Source organism: Streptomyces pratensis, assembly GCF_037137275.1.
Taxonomy (GTDB): Bacteria; Actinomycetota; Actinomycetes; order Streptomycetales; family Streptomycetaceae; genus Streptomyces; species Streptomyces pratensis_B.
Genome location: NZ_JBBBEN010000091.1, coordinates 65,212 through 84,659 on the forward strand (window position 1 = coordinate 65,212; position 19,448 = coordinate 84,659).

Genomic DNA, 19,448 nt, shown 5'->3' on the forward strand with positions numbered 1-19,448 from the left:
GACCATGAGCGACACCGTGAACTTCGCCGTCACGCGGCCCGCCTTCATGCTGCGCGTCGCCGGGCTCCCCGTCGACAGCGTCCGGTCCCTGCGCTGCCCGGACAGCCGCCGCTGGGCCGACGACGTGCTGGACGCCACCGAACAGCTGGCGCTGCTGGCGGAGAAGACCGGCGACCGGCTGCACGGGCTGATCGGCGGCAGCGACGACGAACCGCTGCGCCGCGCCCTGCTGAAGCTGCGCCGGGACGTCTTCAACAACCGGCTGCCCGATCCCGATTCCGCGAGGAGCGCGCTCGACCGGGTACGGGCTCTGGACCCGGCCGCCGCCACCGCCCTGGCCCACTGGCTGACCGGGCGGCGCGCCCTGGACGAGCGGCGCGGGGCGGGGGCCGCCCTGCTGGCCGCGGAGACCGGCCGCAGCCGCGAGGAGCTGGCCCGGCTCGCCGGTCACGAGCGCCTCCGCAAGGGGCTGCTGCTGGCCTCGCCGACCCTGGACGACCAGCTCGACGTCTACCGCGAGAAGGCCGCACGGGCCGGGGCGCGCCCCGACAAGAAGCAGCGCAAGATCGAACGCTCGCTGCTGTCCTACCTCTACCGGACCGCCTGCAAGACCAGCCCCTTCTCCACGTTCACCGGCGTCGCCCTCGGCACCCTCGGCGGCTCGAAGGGGCTGCGGGTGGAGGTCGAGGAGGAGTGGCGCACCCAGGTCCGCCTCAACGTCGTGGCGCTGGGCCGGCTCGTCGACGCGGTGATCGCCGACCCGGCCCGCCGGGCCGACCTGCCGGTCGCCCTCGCCTCCGGCTGGGGGCGGGACGACGACCGGGTCCGCTATGTGCGGCGCTGGGTCACCGCGGGCGACGACGACACCGCCGTCACCTTCGACGCGGTGAAGGACCGGCTGTTCTTCCTGCGCCGCAGCGGCACCCTGGAGCGGTTGCTCAGCCTGTTCGAGGAGCGCGGCGCCCTCCGGTACGGGGAGCTGGTGGCCTGGCTGGAGCAGGACCGCGGGGCCTCGCGCGAGGAGTGCGAGCAGTATCTCGGGGCGCTCCTGGACGTCGGCATGGTCCAGGTGCCGTGTCTGCGCACCGAGGTCCACGACACCGACCCGCTGGGCGCGTTCCAGGCGGCGCTGCGCGGCCTGGAACGCCCGTGGGCCGACCGGCTCGCGGACCGGCTGGACGAGCCCGCCGCCCACATCGGACGCTTCGCGGAAGCCGCCCCGCACGAGCGGCGCGCCCTGCTGGAGGCGGTGCGGGCGGGGCTGCGGACGGTCCAGGAGGAGCTGGGGGCCGAGCGGGCCAAGGTCCCGCAGACCCTGCTGTACGAGGACGCGGCGGCGGGCCGCGGCGCCGAGCTGGACCCGGTGGCCTGGCGGGAGCTGGCGGCCGGGCCGCTGGCGGCGGTCGAGCGGGTGCTGCCCGCCTTCGACCTCACCCTGCCGCAGCGGATCACCTTCCAGGGCTTCTTCCTGGCCCGGTACGGGCGGGGCGGGCGCTGCGACGACCTGCTGAAGCTGGTCCACGACTTCCACGAGGACTTCTTCGACCAGTACATGACGTTCACCGCCACCCGCACCGCCTACGACGCCGACGGTGTCTACGTGCCGGAGGTCAACTGGCTGAAGCTGCCCCGGCTGCGGGCCCTGGACGAAGCCCGCCGCGCCTTCACCGCCCGGATGGGCGCGCTGTGGGAGAAGGCGGAGCCGGGTGCCGCGGAGGTGCGGATCGACGGCGCGTTCCTCGACGCGGTCGCCGATGAACTCGACGGCATCGCGCCCGCCTTCACGCCGATGAGCCACCACGTCCAGATCGCCGACCGGCCGGACGACCCGCTCGTCGTCCTCAACCGGTCCTACGGCGGGGTGTCGTTCCCCTTCAGCCGGTTCACCCAGCTCTTCGACGGGCTCGACGAACGGCTGCTCGCCGACACGGACGCCATCGTGCCCGGGGGCGCGGTCCTCGCGGAGGTCACCGGCGGCCCGGTCACCAGCAACCTCAACCTGCACGGACGGCTCCTCCCGTACGAGATCGTCTGCCCCGGCGAACGCGGCACGCTCCAAGAGCGGTTCCAGCTCTCGCTGGAGGACCTGTACCTCGTCCACGACGCAGAGGCCGACCGGCTCGTCCTGCGCTCGGTCCGGCTGGACCGCGAGGTGATCCCCGTCTACCTCGGCTACCTGGTCCCGCTGGCCCTGCCGGAGCTGCCCCGCACCCTGCTCATGCTCTCCCCGACCTCGATGGCCCCGCTCAACGTGTGGGCGGGCGTCCCCGAGGGCGAGCCGCACGGCGGGGTCACCGGGCGGCCCCGGGTGCGGCACGGCTCGCTCGTGCTGAGCCGGCGCAGCTGGAGCGCGCCGGCCGCGGTGCTGCCGCTGCTCCGGCCGGGGACCCCGGAGGACGAGTGGTTCCTCGGATGGCACGCGTTCCGGCGCGCCCACGGCCTGCCCGACCGGGTCTTCGCGACCGTCTCGGACACCGGGGCCCGGGGCGCCACCGGGGCCAAGCCGCAGTACCTCGACTTCGACAGCACGCTGTCCCTGTCCGCCTTCGAGGCGCTGATCAAGACCCCGGGGGCCCGCGTGGTCCTCCGGGAGATGCTGCCGGACGAGGACGCGCTGCACACCGTCTCCGGCCACGGCCGCCATGTCGCCGAACTGGCCGTGGAAACGGCCGTACCCGCCCGCAGGAGGACCTCATGACACCCCCCGTGACCACCGCGACGGCCGCCGGTGCCTGGCAGGCCACCCACGTCTTCTACGCCGCCAACCCCCGCCCCTTCCTCCTGCACTGCGTCCGTCCGCTGGTGGCGGAGCTGGAGGAGGAAGGGCTGCTCGCCGGGTACTTCTTCATCAACTACTGGCTGGAGGGGCCCCACGTACGGCTGCGCCTGAAGCCCTCGTCGCCCGCCGCGGAGCCCGAGGTGGCCCGCCGCACCGAACAGGCGGTGGACGCGTTCCTGGCGGAGCGGCCCGCCCTGTACGAGGTCGACTCCGGGTTCCTCAACGACTTCTACAACACCCTCTTCGAGATCGAGTTCCCCGGCGGCGAACGCGGCCACTTCACCGACGAGCGGGGCCGGATGAACCTGCGCCCCAACAACTCCCGTCACCGCGAGCCCTACGAACCGGAGTTCGGGAAGTACGGCGGGCCCGCCGGGATCGAGCTGGCCGAGTGGCACTTCCGGCACTCCAGCGATCTGGTGATCGACGCGCTGGCCACCAAGAACCTCCATCTGCGCACGGTGCTCCTGGGGACGGCCGCCCAGTGGATGATGGTGATCTCCTCGACCTTCCTGCCCGAAAAGGGCGAACTGACCGGCTACCTGAGCGACTACTACACGTTCTGGCACCGCGCGTTCCCCGGCACCGGCTTCATCGGCACCGACGAGTACGACCGCAACTACGCCCGGACGGCCGAGGGGCTCCGCGACCGCTTCGACCGGATACGCGCCGCCACCGCGACCGGGCCGGACGCCCCGGGGCCCGGCGCGCTGCCCGGCTCCCTCGCGGGGTGGGCCGCGCACTGCGCCGAACTCCGCGACCGGGCCCGCAGACTGGCCCTGGACGGGGACCTCGTCTTCCGGTCCTGGGACGGGGAGAGGGACGAGCGGGTCACCGACCCCGCCGCGGCCCTCCCGCTGCTCCTCTCCCCGTACATGCACATGACGAACAACCGGCTCCATGTCACCATCCAGGACGAGGCATACCTGAGCCACGTCCTGGGCCGGGTGCTGGGGGAGTCCGCGTGAGCGCGTCCGGGGCCCTCGCCGGCTACCGGCCCGCCCTGCGGCCGCGCGTGCTGCTCAGCGACGGGCTGCTCGACGGTCCCGCCACCGTCCACCTGATCAAGGACCCCGACAGCGGCAACTCCTTCAAGGTCGGGCCCAAGGAGCACTTCCTCATCGCCCGGATGGACGGCGAGCGGAGCGTCGAGGAGATCGGCGCGGCCTACGCAAAGCAGTACGGGCGCCGGCTGGGCGACCCCCACTGGCAGCAGATCCTGGCCCTGCTCGGAGCCCGGGGCCTGTTGGAGGGGACGCCCGCCGCTCCCGCCGCGGCGGCAGAGCCCGCGCCCCGGACCCTGCTGCGCGGCACCCTGCGGCTGGTGGCCGACGCGGACGCCACCACCGCCGGGCTGCACCGGGCGGTGGGCTTCCTGCTGTCGCCCGGCTGGGCGGCGCCGCTGCTGCTGCTCGTCCTGGCGATGGAAGCGGTCGTCGTCGCCCGGTCCGGTGAACTCCTCCTCGCGGTACGCCACATGCTCACCAACCCGGTGCTGCTGACCGGCATCGCGGCCCTGCTGTGGCTGAGCACCGCCCTGCACGAACTCGCGCACGGTGTGGTGGCCCGGCACTTCGGCGGACGGGTCGCGGAGATCGGACTGCGGTGGCGGCTGCCCGCCGTCATCATGTACTGCACCGTCGACGACTACCCGTATCTCGGCAGCCGTCGGCACCGCATCGCCACGGCGGCCGCGGGCGCGGTCATGAACCTGGTCTTCCTGCTCCCCTTCTGCGCGCTGTGGCTTTTCGCACCGCTCGACGACGCCACCCGCGACGCGCTGGCCGCCCTGCTGCTCCTCGGCAGCGTCCAGGCGTTCGCGATGCTCGTGCCGCTGCCGCCGCTCGACGGCTACAAGATCGTGAGCCAACTGGCCGGAGCCACCGGCCTCGCCGCGTCCACCGGCTCCTACCTGCGGCTCGCCGTCCGCCGGGACCCGCGGGCGGCGGCCTACCCGCGCCGGGCCAAGGCCGTCTACACCGCCTACGGGGCCGGCGCCCTGCTCGTCCTCGCCGCCGTCGCCGCGGCGGTCGTCGTGGGCGTCCACCACCTGCTCACGACCTGATGTCCCCCCCCCTCCAAGGAGAGTTCCATGACCCCCACCCCCTCCTCCCGCCCGGCACAGGACCCCACGGCCGCCGTCGTCCTGGACGACGTCCACAAGGCGTACGGCGCCACCCGGGCGGTCGACGGCGTCTCGCTGACCGTCGGGCGCGGCGAGTTCTTCGGGTTGCTCGGCCCCAACGGGGCGGGCAAGACGACGGTCGTCGAGATCATGGAGGGGCAGCGCCGGGCCGACGCAGGGACGGTGACGGTCCTGGGCCAGAGCCCCTGGCCCCGCAACACCGCGCTGCTGCCCCGGCTGGGCGTGCAGACCCAGGCCTCCGCGTTCTTCGTCCGCCTGACCGCCCGCGAGCACCTGGCCACCATGGCCGCCCTCTACCGGTGCGACGCGGCCGCCGCCGAACGCGCCCTCGCCTCCGTCGGCCTCACAGAGCAGGGCTCCACCCGGGTCGACGACCTGTCCGGCGGCCAGCGCCAGCGGCTCGCCATCGCCTCCGCCCTGGTCCACGACCCCGAGCTGATCTTCCTGGACGAGCCGACCGCCGCCCTCGACCCGCAGGCCCGCCGCTCCTTGTGGGAGGTGCTGCGCGGCCTGCGGAGCGAGGGCCGGACCATCGTCTACACCACCCACCACCTGGACGAGGCCGAGGCGCTGTGCGACCGGGTCGCGATCATGGTCGCCGGCCGGATCGCCGCCCTGGACAGCCCCGGCCGGCTCATCGCCGCCTCCAGCCCCACCACCCGCCTCGTCGTCCCGGCGGGCCGCCTCACGCTGGAGCGGGCCCGTGCCATCGAAGGCGTGGACCGGGCGAGCGAGGAGGGCGGGGCGATCGTGCTGGAGACCCTGGCCTCCGGCCGGGTGCTGTCCGCGCTCGACCAGATCACCGGCCTCCAGGGCGTGCAGACCCGCACCGCGAGCCTCGAAGACGTCTACCTGGACCTCACCGGCGCCGGCGCTCCGCAGCCGTAAGGCCCACGCGACGCCCCCCGCCCGCGCAACGCCCTCCCCGCAGCCGTAAGGCCCTCGAACCGTCGGCCCGCCCCACCCCCAGCGATACGGAGACACCCCGATGAGCGCCTACGCCGCGCTGAGCCAGGCCGGATACCGGGCCTACACCCGCGACCGGACCACCCTCTTCTTCACCTTCGCCTTCCCCCTGATCTTCCTGGTGGTCTTCGGGCTGATCTTCCACGGCCAGACGGTCGAGGAGAGCGGCAAGCCCTACATCAACTACATCGCGCCCGGCGTCCTGTCCTGGGGAGTCGGCAACGCCGCCGTCTTCGGCGTCGGGTTCGTCCTCATGCAGTGGCGGCGGGACGACATCCTCCGGCTGATCCGGATGACGCCGACGCCCGTCTCCGCCGTCCTCGCCTCCCGCTACGTCCTGGCACTCGGCATCGGAGCCGTCCAGGCCGTGCTGTTCGTCGCCGTGGCGCTGCTGCCCTCCTTCGGCCTCGAACTGGACGGCCGCTGGCCGCTCGCCCTGCCGGTGCTGGTCCTCGGCATCACCGCGTTCCTGGCGCTCGGCGTCATCGTCGGCAGCTACGCCAGGACCCCGGAGGCGGTCGCCGCCGTCGCCAACTGCCTGATGATCCCCATGGCGTTCCTGTCGGGCTCGTTCTTCCCGCTGGACGCGATGCCCGGATGGATGCAGAGCCTCTCCCGGGTCCTGCCGCTGCGCTACCTCAACGACGGGGTCTCCGGGGCCCTGACCGGCGACGGCTCCCTGAAGGACATCGGCGTCGCCTGCGCGGTGCTCGCCGGATTCGCCCTCGTCCTCGGCGCGGTGGCGCTGAAGACCTTCCGCTGGAGCGACAAGTCATGACCACGACCACCACCCCGACCGCCCGCCCCGCCCCGCTCGACGCCGGGCGCGCCCGGCTCCAGTCCGCGCTGACCGAGCGCCACGCCCGCCTCCGCCCCACCGAACAGCTGCCCGCCCCCTACGTCGTTCCGCTCGGGGCGGCCGACACCCTCGGCTTCGGCTGCCCCGACCCGTACGCCGACGCCCGCCCCGCCGCCAACGTCCAGCTGACCTCCCGGGCCGTGCTGATCGGCCCCTGGGGCGGCGGGACCGGAACCGCCTGCGGGCAGTGCCTGGCGATGCGCTGGCAGCGGCTGCGCAGCCGCTCCGAGCGCGAGGCCCTGGAACTGGGCTTCGCGCCGCACGGAGCCGTGCACTGGCCGGTGCTCACCGACCACGCGGTGGACGCCGTCTGGGCCGCCTACCAGGCCGTGCTGCCCGGCCGGCGCTCCCTCCCCGAGGCCACCGCGGCCGACCGGGCGCTGCCCCGCGTCACCCGGGTCGACCTCGTCACCCTCGCCACGGCCACCTTCCCGCTGCTGCCAGAACCGCTCTGCCCCGCCTGTGTGCACGAGGTTCCCGACACCGCCGACGCGGCCCGCATGGAGCTGGCGCCCGCCCCGAAACCGGACCCCGACGGCTACCGGCTGCGTTCCCTGGACTCCTACCCCCTGCCGACCGCCGCCCTCGCCAACCCGGTCTGCGGGGCGCTCGGCTCCGACACCTGGATCAACCCCGCCTCCACGACCACCGCCCCGGTCGCCGGGACCCACTTCGTGCGCGGATACGCCGGGCTCAACGACGTCACCTGGAGCGGCCAGGCCAACCGGTACGCCACCAGCCGCACCCTCGCCCACCTGGAGGGCCTGGAACGCTACGCGGGCACCCACCGCCGCCGCGGCGCCTCACCGGTCGTGGACTCCTACGCCAACCTCGCCGGGCAGGCCCTGAACCCCGCGGACTGCGGCTTCTACGCCCCCGAGACGTACGCCGCCGACCACCTGGTCAGCCCCTTCGACCCGGACCGGGCGATCCCATGGGTCTGGGGCCACTCCCTGCGCGAGGACCGGCCCGTCCTGGTCCCCGCCCGGCTCGCCCACTACAGCGCCGGGGTCGAGGCCGACAACTTCGTCTTCGAGTGCTCCAACGGCTGCGCGACCGGCGGCAGCCTGGAGGAGGCGATTCTCTTCGGGCTTCTCGAACTCGTCGAGCGGGACGCCTTCCTCCTCGCCTGGTACGGCCGCGCCCGGCTCACCGGGATCGACCTCACCACCGGCACCACGCCCGCCGTGCGCTCGATGCTCGACCGGGCCGCGCTGCACGGCTACGACGTGCACGCCTTCGACACGCGGATGGACCTGGCGGTCCCCGTCGTCACCGCCCTCGCGGTGCGGCGCGACGGCGGTCCCGGCACGCTCTCCTTCAGCGCGGCGGCCGGCTTCGACCCCGCCGGCACCGTCGAGGCGGCGCTGTCGGAAGTCCTCACCTACATCCCGCACCTGCCCTACCAGGTGGCCGAGCGGCGCTCGGAACTGGAGGCCATGGAGCGCGACTTCGGCAAGGTGCTGCATCTCAAGGACCACGCCCAGCTCTACGGTCTGCCCTCGATGACCCGGTACGCCGCCGAGTACCTGGACCCGGTCGACGTCCTCCCACTGGAGGAGGCGTTCGCCACCTGGCAGCCGCTGCGCCCCCGGACCGGCGACCTGCTCGACGATCTGTGGCTGCTGCGGGCCCGGTTGACGGACGCGGGGTACGACGTGATCGCCGTCGACCAGACCACGCCGGAGCAGCACCGGATGGGCCTGCACACGGTGTCCACCCTCGTCCCCGGGCTGCTGCCGCTGGACTTCGGCTGGGCCCGGCAGCGGGCCCTGACCATGCCCCGGCTGCGTACCGCGCTGCGGGCGGCGGGGCGGCGGGAGGACGACCTGCCGGAGGCGGAGATCAAGGCCGCCCCGCATCCGTTCCCGTGACGCCACACGCGCCGGCCCCCTCCGGTGGGCGGAGGGGGCCGGCGCGCCGACGCGGCGGACTGGACGTCAGGCGCTGCAGGAGGTGGTGCTGGTGGTGCTGGAGCAGGTCGACGTGGAGGAGCAGGACGTCGAACCGGCGAGGACGACCTCCGACGCGTCGGAGTAGTCCGAGATCTCGAAGGTCTCCGACTCCAGCTCCAGGATCTCGTCGGCGAGGGTGGCGAGCTCGGTCTTGGGGGCCATGGTGTTCTCCCTGGTCTCGTGGGGACCGGCCGGCGGCTCCGGCCCGGTGTTCCCGGTGCTGCGTCCATTGCAGGGGCGGCCGCTGTCAGATCGGCCGCGGTTTCGCTGTCACTTCGCTGACGCCGGGTGACAGCGCGACGGCCCGGCGGCTGACAGCCGTACGGATCAGGCTCACGGAGAGAGATGAGGTGCGAAGTGGTCACAGCGGCGACACCGGCGAACGACGGGGACGACGGCACGGACGGTGACCGGGGCGGAGCGAGCGGCGGCGGACCGGGGCCGGACGGCGACGGCCGCGCGAAGGGCGACGCACCGGGGCCCGTCGGCGAGCGCCGTACGACGAGCGGCGTGCGGGGGCCGGACGGCCACCGCCGCGACGCCGGCGGCCCCGGGGCGCCCGGCCCGCCCACGGCTCTGCCCCGCCCCCTGCTCCACGACGCCCTCCAGCTCTACCTGGATCTGCACGCCCACCCCGAACTCTCCGGCCACGAGCACCGCACCGCCGGCCGCCTCGCCGCCCGGCTCACCGACCACGGCTGTACGGTCACCCGCTCCGTGGGCGGCGGCCACGGCGTCGTCGGGGTGCTGCGCAACGGGCCGGGGCCCACCGTGCTGCTGCGCGCCGAACTCGACGCGCTGCCCGTCACCGAGGCCACCGGGCTGCCGTACGCCAGCACCGTGCCCGGCGTCATGCACGCCTGCGGGCACGACCTGCACCTCGCGGCGGTCTCCGGGGCGGTGGCGCTCCTCGCCGCCTCCCGGGCCGACTGGCGGGGCACCGTCCTGGTCGTGGGCCAGCCGGAGGAGGAGACCCTGACCGGGGCCAGGGCCATGCTGGAGGACGGCCGGCTGTACGACCGCTTCGGCGTCCCCGACGCGGTCCTCGCCCAGCACGCCGCCCCGCTCCCCGCGGGCACGCTGGCCCACGCGCCGGCCGGGGGCCCGCCCCTGATGGCGGGGAGCGTCGCCGTCGAGGCCGTCCTGCACGGCCGGGGCGGACACGCGGCCACCCCGCACCTCAACCTCGACCCGGTCCTGATGGCCGCCGCCGCCGTGCTGCGGCTGCGGTCCGTGGTCGCCGAGACGACCGCGCCCGGCGAACAGGCCGTGCTCACCGTCGGTTCTGTCCGGGCCGGCGAGCGCGGGAACATCACCCCGGACAGCGCCGAACTCTCGCTCACCATCCGCGCGTTCACCGAAGCGGCGCTCGACCGGCTGGCGGCCGCCGCCGAACGCGTGCTCCGGGCCGAGGCCGCCGCGTCCGGCGCTCCGCGCGCCCCCGCCTTCACGGTCACCGCCCGCTCGCCCGCCCTGTGCCCCGACCCGGGCCTGACCGCCGCGGTGCGCGGGGCCCACGAGAGGCTCCTGGGGCCCGGCCGGGTGCTGGACTTCTCGGCGTCGGCGGCGACCGAGGACGTCCCGCACTTCGCGTCCGGGGGCGTGCCGGTGGCGTACTGGATGCTGGGGACCGCCGGGGCGGGGCCCTGGCGGGCCGCCCGCGCCGGCGGGGAGCCCGTACCGCCCAACCACGCCCCCGGCTTCGCTCCCGACGTCGCGACCGCCCTGCCCGTCGGCATCACCGCCCTGGCGGCGGCGGCCCGTCAGGCGCTGCGCCCGGGGCCCGACGCGGGCACGGACGCCGACACGGACACGGAGGCGACCCGATGAGCCCCGGGCGGGCGGGCGTCGCCGATGTCGTCGTGGTGCGCCGCGACCGGGCCGCCCCGACCGGGTGGACCACCGTCGTACGGCTGCTGGGACTGCTGCCGGGGCACTGGGCCTGCCACCCAGAGGTCGGACGGGACCGGGTGACCCTGCGGGTCGAGCTGGCCGGGGCGACGGACGCGTCGGCGGTGCGGCGGGCGGTGTCCTGCGTGCTGGCGGACACGGCGCTGCGCGGCTGGACCGAGGGGCCCTGAGGGGCGGGCCGGGCGGTTCCTGGCGGCTCCAGGCCTGCCCCCGGCCCGGGGACCCGGCCCGGGGCGGTCCGGTGGACCGCGGGGGCGGGGTCCGGGTCAGATCCAGCCGCGCTCGCGGGCCAGCAGCGCGGCCTGCGCCCGGCTGGCCGCGCCGAGCGTCTGCATCAGGTCCGCGACGTGCCGCCGGTAGGTCCGCACCGACACCCCCAGCTCCCGCGCCCCGGCCTCGTCCTTGCCCACGGTGCACATGGAGACGAGCACCCGGCGCTCGATGCCGGAGGGGGCGGGCACGGCCGGGTCGTCCCCGCCCTCCCCGCCGCCCGCGGGGGGCAGGTCGTCGGCCTGCTCCCAGATCCGGTCGAACAGGGCGATGATGTTGGAGACCAGGCCGCTGCGGTGGGCGACCAGCGCCCCCCGGGAGGTGTCGCGCGGGTCCAACGGGACGAGCGCCGCCCGGCGGTCGTAGACGAGGAGCCGTTCCGTGGTGTCCGCCGTCACCCGGATCGCCGCCCCGTGCTCGGCCAGCTCCCGCAGGTAGGCGGCGGTGGGCGGGTCCTGGAGTGCGACGCTGGAGACGACGTTGCGAATCCGCACCCCGCGCCGCAGACAGCGCAGGTCCAGCGGCCGGGAGCGGGCGATGTTCTCCGCCGACAGCCTGGCGTAGGGCTCCACGGAGAGGATCTCGTCGCGGGCGAAGAAGGCGAGGTCGTCGATCCGGTTGCGGATCTGGGCCAGCCCCTCCAGCTGCTCGATGCCCTGCGGCGGGGGCGTACGGGCCGCCTGCTCCGCGCGTAGACCGTCAATGACGTGGCGCGATCGGGTGACGCGCTGGAGCTCCTGGTGGAGCGCGTGCAGCCGCAGGTCCACCAGCCGGGTGAGGGCGACTTCGGGGTCCGCGGGGAAGATCCGCTGCTCCGCGTCCTCGGCGTGCAGGAGCCCCAGTTCCTGGAGCCGGGCGATCCGGGCACGGGCGTCCCAGGGCCGGGAGTGCAGCAGGAGGTGCAGGTCGTCGGCGCTGGTGCCGGGGTTGCGCAGGAAGTGCCGGTAGATCTCTTCCTCGGCCTCCGGGACCCCGAAGACAGACATCTCGTTCTCGTCCACGTACGCCCCCGATGCCTGATGCCGCTGTGGCCGTGCACCGCGAGGGATCGCCCCGCGGCACTGGTTGCGGCCGCCGGTCGCCCCACCCGTGCCTGTGGCTGTGCTGCCGCCCGTGCGCTGGTCCTGCCGTGGTGCCGTCCGGTGCACCTGTTCGTGCAAGGGTTGGCAAAAGAGTAGACGGTGGGATCACTCCTGTGAGGATCTCGGACCCAACTGTGTGAGATGCGGAGATGAACGGTGGGCGACCGGCGGCGAGCGGGCGTGTCGGCGCGACGGACGGCGGCGTACGGTACCCCGCGTACCCCGTGCGCGCGAGGCTCCCCGCGGGTCCGCGGAGGCGGTGGCGCGCGTGCGGGAGGGCCCGGCGGCCCGCCGGTTCCGGACGCGGCGAGCACCCCAGGGTCGTACGCTGGAACCCCCGGCCCGTCCCACGTGTCGGGTCCTTCGCGTTGCCCCCGGCAGCAGCCGGATGCTGAGAACACCTGATCACCCGGACGGAAAACCCATGAGTCTGCACGGTCTGCTGGATGTCGTCGTTACGGACCCGGCCCTCGCCGAGGCGGTGAAGGCCGCCGGGGACGGGCACCGGAGCCACGTCGATCTGGTGGGCCCGCCCGGCGCCCGCCCCTTCGCCGTGGCCGCCCTGGCCCGGCGCACCGGCCGGACCGTGCTGGCCGTCACCGCGACCGGCCGGGAGGCCGAGGACCTGGCGGCCGCGCTGCGCACGCTGCTGCCGCCGGACACCGTGGCGGAGTTCCCGTCCTGGGAGACCCTGCCGCACGAGCGGCTCTCGCCCCGCTCCGACACCGTGGGCCGCCGCCTCGCCGTGCTGCGGCGGCTGGCCCACCCGCGCGCGGACGACCCGGAGACGGGCCCGGTCTCGGTGGTCGTCGCGCCCATCCGCTCCGTGCTCCAGCCGCAGGTCAAGGGGCTCGGCGAGCTGGAGCCCGTAGCCCTGAGCAGCGGACAGAGCGCGGACTTGGGCGCAGTGGTGGACGCCCTGGCGGCCGCCGCCTACGCGCGGGTCGAACTGGTCGAGAAGCGGGGCGAGTTCGCCGTCCGCGGCGGCATCCTGGACGTCTTCCCGCCGACCGAGGAGCACCCCCTTCGGGTGGAGTTCTGGGGCGACGACGTCGAGGAGATCCGCTACTTCAAGATCGCCGACCAGCGGTCCCTCGAGGTCGCCGCGCACGGGCTGTGGGCGCCGCCCTGCCGGGAGCTGCTGCTGACCGACCAGGTGCGGGAGCGGGCGGCGGTCCTCGCCGAGGCCCACCCGGAGCTGGGCGAACTGCTCGGCAAGATCGCGGAGGGCATCGCGGTCGAGGGCATGGAGTCGCTGGCCCCGGTCCTGGTCGACGACATGGAACTGCTGCTGGACGTCCTGCCGAAGGACGCGATGGCACTGGTCTGCGACCCGGAGCGGGTCCGCACCCGGGCGGCCGACCTGGTCGCCACCAGCCAGGAGTTCCTCCAGGCGTCGTGGGCGGCGAGCGCGGGCGGCGGCGAGGCCCCGATCGACGTGGGCGCGGCCTCGCTGTGGGGCATCGCGGACGTCCGGGACAGGGCCCGCGAGCTGGGGATGATGTGGTGGTCCTTCTCGCCGTTCGCCGCCGACGCGGCCGACCACGACGACGACACCCTCCAGCTCTCCATGCACGCCCCGGAGGCGTACCGGGGCGACACCGCCCGCGCCCTGGCCGACACCAAGGGCTGGCTGGCCGACGGCTGGCGCACGGTCTACGTCACCGAGGGCCAGGGCCTCGCCGCCCGCACGGTCGAGGTGCTGAGCGGCGAGGGCATCGCCGCGCGCCTGGACCCGGACCTGAGCGACATCACGCCCTCCCTGGTCCACGTCTCCTGCGGGGCCATCGACCAGGGCTTCGTCGACCCGGCGCTGAAGCTCGCCGTGCTCACAGAGACCGACCTGACCGGCCAGCGCTCCGCCACCAAGGACCTGGGCCGGATGCCGGCCCGCCGCAGGAAGACGATCGACCCGCTGACCCTGGAGGTCGGCGACTACATCGTCCACGAGCAGCACGGTGTGGGCCGGTACGTGGAGATGGTGCAGCGCACGGTCCAGGGCGCGACCCGCGAGTACCTCCTCGTCGAGTACGCCCCCGCCAAGCGCGGCCAGCCGGGCGACCGGCTGTACATCCCCACCGACCAGCTGGAGCAGGTCACCAAGTACGTCGGCGGTGAGGCCCCGACGCTGCACCGGCTCGGCGGCGCGGACTGGACGAAGACGAAGCAGCGGGCGAAGAAGGCGGTCAAGGAGATCGCCGCCGACCTGATCAAGCTCTACTCCGCCCGGATGGCGGCCCCCGGCCACGCCTTCGGCGCGGACACCCCCTGGCAGCGGGAGCTGGAGGACGCCTTCCCGTACGCGGAGACGCCCGACCAGCTCTCCACGATCGCCGAGGTCAAGGAGGACATGGAGAAGACGGTCCCGATGGACCGGCTGGTCTGCGGCGACGTCGGCTACGGCAAGACGGAGATCGCGGTCAGGGCGGCCTTCAAGGCGGTCCAGGACGGCAAGCAGGTGGCCGTGCTCGTGCCGACGACCCTCCTCGTCCAGCAGCACTACGGCACCTTCACCGAGCGCTACGCCCAGTTTCCCGTCAACGTGAGGGCGTTGAGCCGCTTCCAGTCGGAGGCGGAGTCCAGGGCCACCCTCGAAGGGCTGAAGGAGGGGTCCGTCGACCTGGTCATCGGCACCCACCGCCTGTTCTCCTCCGAGACGAAGTTCAAGGACCTCGGGCTGGTCGTCGTGGACGAGGAGCAGCGCTTCGGCGTCGAGCACAAGGAGCAGCTGAAGAAGCTCCGCGCCAACGTGGACGTGCTGACGATGTCCGCGACGCCCATCCCCCGTACGCTCGAGATGGCGGTGACGGGCATCCGCGAGATGTCCACGATCACCACCCCGCCGGAGGAGCGCCACCCGGTCCTCACCTTCGTCGGACCGTACGAGGAGAAGCAGATCGGCGCGGCGGTCCGCCGCGAACTGCTGCGCGAGGGGCAGGTCTTCTACATCCACAACCGGGTCGAGTCCATCGACCGGGCCGCCGCCCGCCTGCGCGAGATCGTCCCGGAGGCGCGGATCGCCACGGCACACGGGCAGATGTCCGAACAGGCACTGGAACAGGTGGTGGTGGACTTCTGGGAGAAGAAGTTCGACGTGCTGGTCTCCACGACCATCGTCGAGTCCGGCATCGACATCTCCAACGCCAACACCCTGATCGTGGAGCGGGGGGACAACTTCGGGCTCTCCCAGCTCCACCAGCTGCGCGGCCGGGTGGGCCGTGGCCGGGACCGCGGTTACGCCTACTTCCTCTACCCGCCGGAGAAGCCCCTCACCGAGACCGCCCACGAGCGCCTCGCCACCATCGCGCAGCACACCGAGATGGGGGCGGGCATGTACGTGGCCATGAAGGACCTGGAGATCCGCGGCGCGGGCAACCTCCTGGGCGGCGAGCAGTCCGGTCACATCGCGGGCGTCGGCTTCGACCTGTACGTCCGCATGGTCGGCGAAGCGGTGGCCGACTACCGGGCCCAGATGGAGGGCGGCGCGCAGGAGGAGCCGCCGCTGGAGGTCAAGATCGAGCTGCCGGTCGACGCGCACGTCCCGCACGACTACGCCCCCGGCGAGCGGCTGCGCCTCCAGGCCTACCGTGCCATCGCCTCGGCCTCCTCGGAGGACGACATCCGCGCGGTCCGCGAGGAGCTGACCGACCGCTACGGCCCCCTGCCCGAACCGGTCGAGAACCTCCTGCTGGTGGCCGGCCTGCGGATGCTGGCCCGCGCCTGCGGCGTCGGCGAGATCGTCCTCCAGGGCTCCAACATCCGTTTCGCGCCAGTGGAGTTGCGCGAGTCGCAGGAGCTGCGCCTGAAGCGCCTGCACCCCAAGACGGTGATCAAGCCAGCCGCCCACCAGATCCTGGTCCCGCGCCCGACGGCCGGGAAGATCGGCGGCAAGCCGGTCATCGGGCGCGAACTGCTGGCGTGGACGGGGGAGTTCCTGACGACGATTCTGGGGTCGTAACCGACGACCCCCGGGGGCGGCGGACCAGCCGCCGTCCCCCGGCCCCGGCGCGAAGATCAGTCCGGTGAGAGACCCGAACGCCTCCTCCGGGTCCCGGCCCTCCATCGCCTCGGCCAGGTCGCCGCTGAGCAGCAGGGTCGCGAAGCCGTGGCCCAGGGACCAGGCGGCCACCCCCGCCAGGCGGCCGTCCTCGCCCCGGCCGGTCGGCGGAAGGTCCGCCACGCCCGCGCGCAGTGCCTCGGTCGCCCGGGACCGGGCGGTCAGCAGGTCCGGGTCGTCGGTGCGATGGAGTGCGGCTGGAACAGCACCTGGAAGTGGCCGGGGCGCCTCGCCGCGAACCGCACGTACGCGACTCCCCGCTCCCGGAGGTCCGGCGCGCCGGACAGCGCGTCCGCGAACAGGGCGTATCCCTCGGCGGCCACGGCGGTCAGCAGGCCCGTGCGGTCCCCGAAGCGGTGCGCCGGAGCGGCGTGCGAGACGTCGGCCCGCCGGGCCAGGTCGCGCAGGCTCAGGGCCCCGGCCCCGGCCCCGGCGCCGTTCGTCGTGATGACGTCGAGGGCGGCGTCCAGGAGGAGTGGGGCGCGGGCCGGCGGCGGCTCCAGGAGCGCGGGCTGCCGGCGGCGGACGGCACGGCCACCGACACGGGGCGCGAGCTGCGCGCGAAGGCGGAGCTGCACACCGACGAGGAGGCCGCCGCGCCGTGGCGAGCCCTGGGGGAGACGGGGTGCGAGCGGCTGGCGGAACTGCCGGAAGGGCCCTGGCTGGAGGTCATCGGCTCGGGGATGCCGCCGGTGGAGAACACCCTCGGCATCGGGAAGGGGCGAGACCCGCCGCACGGCCCGTTCGGGCCGCCGCTGAAGGGCGGTCGCGAGGGCGGCCCCGGCGCGGAGGAGCCCCGTAGGATTCCCGGGGCCCGGCTCTCTCCCCGTCAGGACGGCACCACGTGATACCAACCCGTACGCACCGAGCGGCCCTGCCGGCGCTGAGCGCCCTCCTCCTCGCCCTTGCCGGCTGCGACGTCGGCGACCTGGCGGCCGAAGGCGGCGGCGCGAGCGGTGGGGCGGACGCCGGCGCGGGGGCCGCGCGGGAGTTCGGCGTCAGCCCGCTGGACAACCCCGACGGTACGAAGCCGGGCCTGGCGCCCCTCACCTCGCCGGCGGACCGGGCCGAGGCGCGCCGGCTCATCGAGAAGGTGGCCACGAAGGGGCGCGGCCCGAAGACCGGGTACGAGCGGGCTGAGTTCGGGTCCGCCTGGAAGGACCGGACGGACGGCATCCCGCTCGCCCGGAACGGCTGCGACACCCGCAACGACCTCCTCGCCCGGGACGGCAAGGACATCGAGCACCGCTCGGGCTCCGACTGCGTGGTGATGTCCCTGACGCTCAAGGACCCCTACACGGGCAGGACCATCGCCTGGCGCAAGGAGCGGGCGACGGAGGTGCAGATCGACCACGTGATGCCGCTGTCCTACACCTGGCAGATGGGGGCGGCCCACTGGAGCGAGGCGAAGCGGCAGCGGATAGCCAACGACCCGCTCAATCTGCTCCCGGTGGACGGCCCGGCCAACAACGCCAAGCGGGACTCCGGCCCCGCCTCCTGGCTGCCGCCGTACAAGCCGGTCCGCTGCTCCTACGCGGTGCGGTTCGCCCAGGTCTCAGTGAAGTACGCCCTCCCCGTCACGACCGCCGACAAGCAGGTCATGCTCGCCCAGTGCGCGGGCTGAGCCGGGAGCGGGCCGCTTCCGGCTGCGCCCGGCGGGCGCGGGCACGACCGGCAGTCGCCGGGGGCCGTGCCACGGCCCGGCCGTACGGACCGGCTCTGCCGTCGAAAAGCCCTGGTCGAGGCGGGGCGCACCTGGTTAGGGTCGGCCGGATGGAGCTGAACATCACCACGCTCGCCGAGCGCCCCGAACTCGTGGACGCCCTCGACCGGATGCCGGACACCTGGCCGGGCTTCCTCCTGGAGGACCTCGTCGGCTGGGCGCACTTCCCGCGCATCGCCGTCGAGTTCCCGCAGTACGTGCTGGTCGCCACCGACCCCGACGGCGTCGTGGTCGCCCGCGCCTACAGCGTCCCCTTCCGGCTGGACGCCCCCGGACGCGGGAAGCTGCCCGCCGACGGCTGGGACCGGCTGCTGCTCTGGGCGTTCTCGGACCTGCGGCGCGGGCGGACGCCGGACACCGTGGGCGCGATCGAGGTCACCGTGGCCACCGGGCAGCAGGGCAGGGGCATCTCCGGCCGGATGCTCGCCGCGATGCGCGCCAACGCCGGGCGGCTCGGCTTCCACGAGGTCGTCGCCCCGGTCCGGCCGAGCGGCAAGCACCTGCGGCCCGCGGTGCCGATGGAGGAGTACGCACGGCTCACCCGCCCCCAGGACGGGCTTCCCGAGGACCCGTGGCTGCGGGTCCACGTCCGCGCGGGCGGGACGGTGGATTCGGTCGCCCCCGCGTCGATGACCGTGAGCGGATCGCTCGCGCAGTGGCGGGAGTGGACCGGGATGCCGTTCGACGCCGACGGCCCGGTGGTGGTGCCGGGGGCCCTCGTCCCGGTGCACTGCGCGCCGGCCCACGGGTACGCGGTCTACACCGAGCCGAACGTCTGGGTGCGCCACCAGGTGTGACGCCGGGACCGCGAGTGCGGGGCGGCGGTCCTGCGGAGCGGGGGCGTCCGGCGCGGCCGGCCACACCCGCACATCTCCGGGCACATCCCCGACTCCTCCCGAATCGTTGGTCGAATCAGTGGCACAGGCCACCACCACTGCCTAACATCGATCACCGCAAGGCTTTGTGCACCGATGCACAAACTCTCCCCGGGAGGCTCCTTTGCACCGCCGTCGTCGCACCGCCCTCTCCGTCCTCGCCGCGACTCTCGTCGCGGCGCCGCTCCTCTCGGCCTGCGGCAACCAGGCCCACCCCGGTGCCGCGGCCGTCGTGGGCGGCGAGCGGATCGAGGTGTCGGCGGTCCAGGCACGTGCCGCGGACGTCCGCAGCGCTCAGGAGAGCTCTCCGCAGGCCACCCAGCTGGTGAACCAGTCTGGCCAGCTCACCCGCGCCAAGCTGCACGGCATGATCTTCAGCCGCATCGTCGACCGGGCCGCGGAGGACGCCGGCGTCACGGTCTCCCGCAAGGAGGTCCAAGAGATGCGGCTGGCCAGCCGCGCCCAGTACGGCGGCGAGGAGCAGCTGGCGTCGATGATGCTCCAGCAGCGCTGGGTCGCCCCGGACCAGATCGACGCCGACATGCGGCAGGAGGTCCAGTTGCCCAAGCTCGCGGAGGCGCTCGGCGCCGACCTCGGCACCCCCGCCGGACAGCAGGTCGTCGGCGAGGCGCTGACCGAGGCGTCGAAGGCGCTCGACATCGACGTCAACCCGCGCTTCGGCGCCTGGGACGACCAGAAGATGCAGCTCGGCGAGTACACCGCGCCCTGGATCACCCAGGTCACCGACGTCACGCCGCAGGGCGCCCGGACGGACGCCTGAGCCGTCGACCGGCGTCGCCCGGGACCCGCCCCCGCTCGCAGGGG

At 74.2% G+C, this 19,448-nt stretch carries 15 protein-coding genes and 1 pseudogene; 13 read left to right on the forward strand and 3 right to left on the reverse strand.

The window, feature by feature from the left end; genetic code table 11:
• The first annotated feature begins 4 nt into the window (after positions 1-4).
• The 6 genes from V9U70_RS16435 (at position 5) to V9U70_RS16460 (ending at position 8,624) form a co-directional block, all read left to right on the forward strand.
• Complete coding sequence (locus V9U70_RS16435; RefSeq protein ID WP_336675981.1) at positions 5-2,698, forward strand: lantibiotic dehydratase; 2,694 nt, start codon at positions 5-7, stop codon at positions 2,696-2,698.
• On the forward strand, positions 2,695-3,747 hold the full coding sequence (locus V9U70_RS16440) for a lantibiotic dehydratase C-terminal domain-containing protein (RefSeq protein WP_336675983.1): 1,053 nt from the start codon (positions 2,695-2,697) through the stop codon (positions 3,745-3,747). Before V9U70_RS16435 ends, V9U70_RS16440 begins: the two co-directional genes overlap by 4 nt.
• On the forward strand, positions 3,744-4,844 hold the full coding sequence (locus V9U70_RS16445) for a M50 family metallopeptidase (protein ID WP_336675984.1): 1,101 nt from the start codon (positions 3,744-3,746) through the stop codon (positions 4,842-4,844). The genes V9U70_RS16440 and V9U70_RS16445 overlap by 4 nt, the downstream gene beginning before the upstream one ends.
• A 27-nt stretch (positions 4,845-4,871) precedes the next feature.
• Positions 4,872-5,813: an ABC transporter ATP-binding protein gene (locus V9U70_RS16450; protein WP_336675985.1), complete on the forward strand. Its 942-nt coding sequence runs from the start codon at positions 4,872-4,874 to the stop codon at positions 5,811-5,813.
• A 100-nt stretch (positions 5,814-5,913) separates the two neighbouring features.
• On the forward strand, positions 5,914-6,669 hold the full coding sequence (locus V9U70_RS16455) for an ABC transporter permease (protein ID WP_336675986.1): 756 nt from the start codon (positions 5,914-5,916) through the stop codon (positions 6,667-6,669).
• Positions 6,666-8,624 (forward strand): TOMM precursor leader peptide-binding protein, encoded by a 1,959-nt coding sequence (locus V9U70_RS16460; RefSeq protein WP_336675987.1) that lies wholly within the window; start codon positions 6,666-6,668, stop codon positions 8,622-8,624. The genes V9U70_RS16455 and V9U70_RS16460 overlap by 4 nt, the downstream gene beginning before the upstream one ends.
• A 66-nt stretch (positions 8,625-8,690) precedes the next feature.
• Here V9U70_RS16460 and V9U70_RS16465 read toward each other — a convergent pair whose 3' ends face one another.
• Positions 8,691-8,867 (reverse strand): thiazolylpeptide-type bacteriocin, encoded by a 177-nt coding sequence (locus V9U70_RS16465; RefSeq protein WP_003968635.1) that lies wholly within the window; start codon positions 8,865-8,867, stop codon positions 8,691-8,693.
• Positions 8,868-9,062: 195 nt separating this feature from the next.
• Between V9U70_RS16465 and V9U70_RS16470 the strand changes: the two genes are divergently transcribed.
• Both V9U70_RS16470 and V9U70_RS16475 read left to right on the forward strand, forming a co-directional pair.
• The gene (locus V9U70_RS16470) at positions 9,063-10,535 is read left to right on the forward strand and encodes an amidohydrolase (RefSeq protein WP_336675988.1); all 1,473 of its coding nucleotides are present in this window, start codon (positions 9,063-9,065) and stop codon (positions 10,533-10,535) included.
• Positions 10,532-10,786: a hypothetical protein gene (locus V9U70_RS16475; protein WP_336675990.1), complete on the forward strand. Its 255-nt coding sequence runs from the start codon at positions 10,532-10,534 to the stop codon at positions 10,784-10,786. The genes V9U70_RS16470 and V9U70_RS16475 overlap by 4 nt, the downstream gene beginning before the upstream one ends.
• 96 nt (positions 10,787-10,882) lie before the next feature.
• On the opposite strand, the gene V9U70_RS16480 is transcribed toward V9U70_RS16475, so the two are convergent.
• Complete coding sequence (locus V9U70_RS16480; protein WP_336675992.1) at positions 10,883-11,887, reverse strand: helix-turn-helix transcriptional regulator; 1,005 nt, start codon at positions 11,885-11,887, stop codon at positions 10,883-10,885.
• 505 nt (positions 11,888-12,392) lie between these two features.
• Here V9U70_RS16480 and mfd point away from each other — a divergent pair.
• The gene (gene mfd, locus V9U70_RS16485) at positions 12,393-15,926 is read left to right on the forward strand and encodes a transcription-repair coupling factor (protein ID WP_336675994.1); all 3,534 of its coding nucleotides are present in this window, start codon (positions 12,393-12,395) and stop codon (positions 15,924-15,926) included.
• A 30-nt stretch (positions 15,927-15,956) separates the two neighbouring features.
• Here mfd and V9U70_RS16490 read toward each other — a convergent pair.
• Positions 15,957-16,495, reverse strand: a pseudogene (locus V9U70_RS16490) (TetR/AcrR family transcriptional regulator); the annotation flags it as partial.
• Here V9U70_RS16490 and V9U70_RS30610 point away from each other — a divergent pair.
• The 4 genes from V9U70_RS30610 (at position 16,397) to V9U70_RS16510 (ending at position 19,404) form a co-directional block, all read left to right on the forward strand.
• The gene (locus V9U70_RS30610; protein WP_419723988.1) at positions 16,397-16,873 is read left to right on the forward strand and encodes a helix-turn-helix domain-containing protein; all 477 of its coding nucleotides are present in this window, start codon (positions 16,397-16,399) and stop codon (positions 16,871-16,873) included. The pseudogene V9U70_RS16490 and the gene V9U70_RS30610 sit on opposite strands and share 99 nt — an antisense overlap.
• The gene (locus tag V9U70_RS16500) at positions 16,870-17,649 is read left to right on the forward strand and encodes an HNH endonuclease family protein (RefSeq protein ID WP_336675996.1); all 780 of its coding nucleotides are present in this window, start codon (positions 16,870-16,872) and stop codon (positions 17,647-17,649) included. Before V9U70_RS30610 ends, V9U70_RS16500 begins: the two co-directional genes overlap by 4 nt.
• Positions 17,650-17,798: 149 nt before the next feature.
• Positions 17,799-18,545, forward strand: coding sequence for an N-acetyltransferase (locus V9U70_RS16505; RefSeq protein WP_336675998.1), 747 nt, complete (start codon positions 17,799-17,801; stop codon positions 18,543-18,545).
• A 202-nt stretch (positions 18,546-18,747) separates the two neighbouring features.
• Positions 18,748-19,404: a SurA N-terminal domain-containing protein gene (locus V9U70_RS16510; protein WP_336676000.1), complete on the forward strand. Its 657-nt coding sequence runs from the start codon at positions 18,748-18,750 to the stop codon at positions 19,402-19,404.
• Positions 19,405-19,448 lie beyond the last annotated feature (44 nt).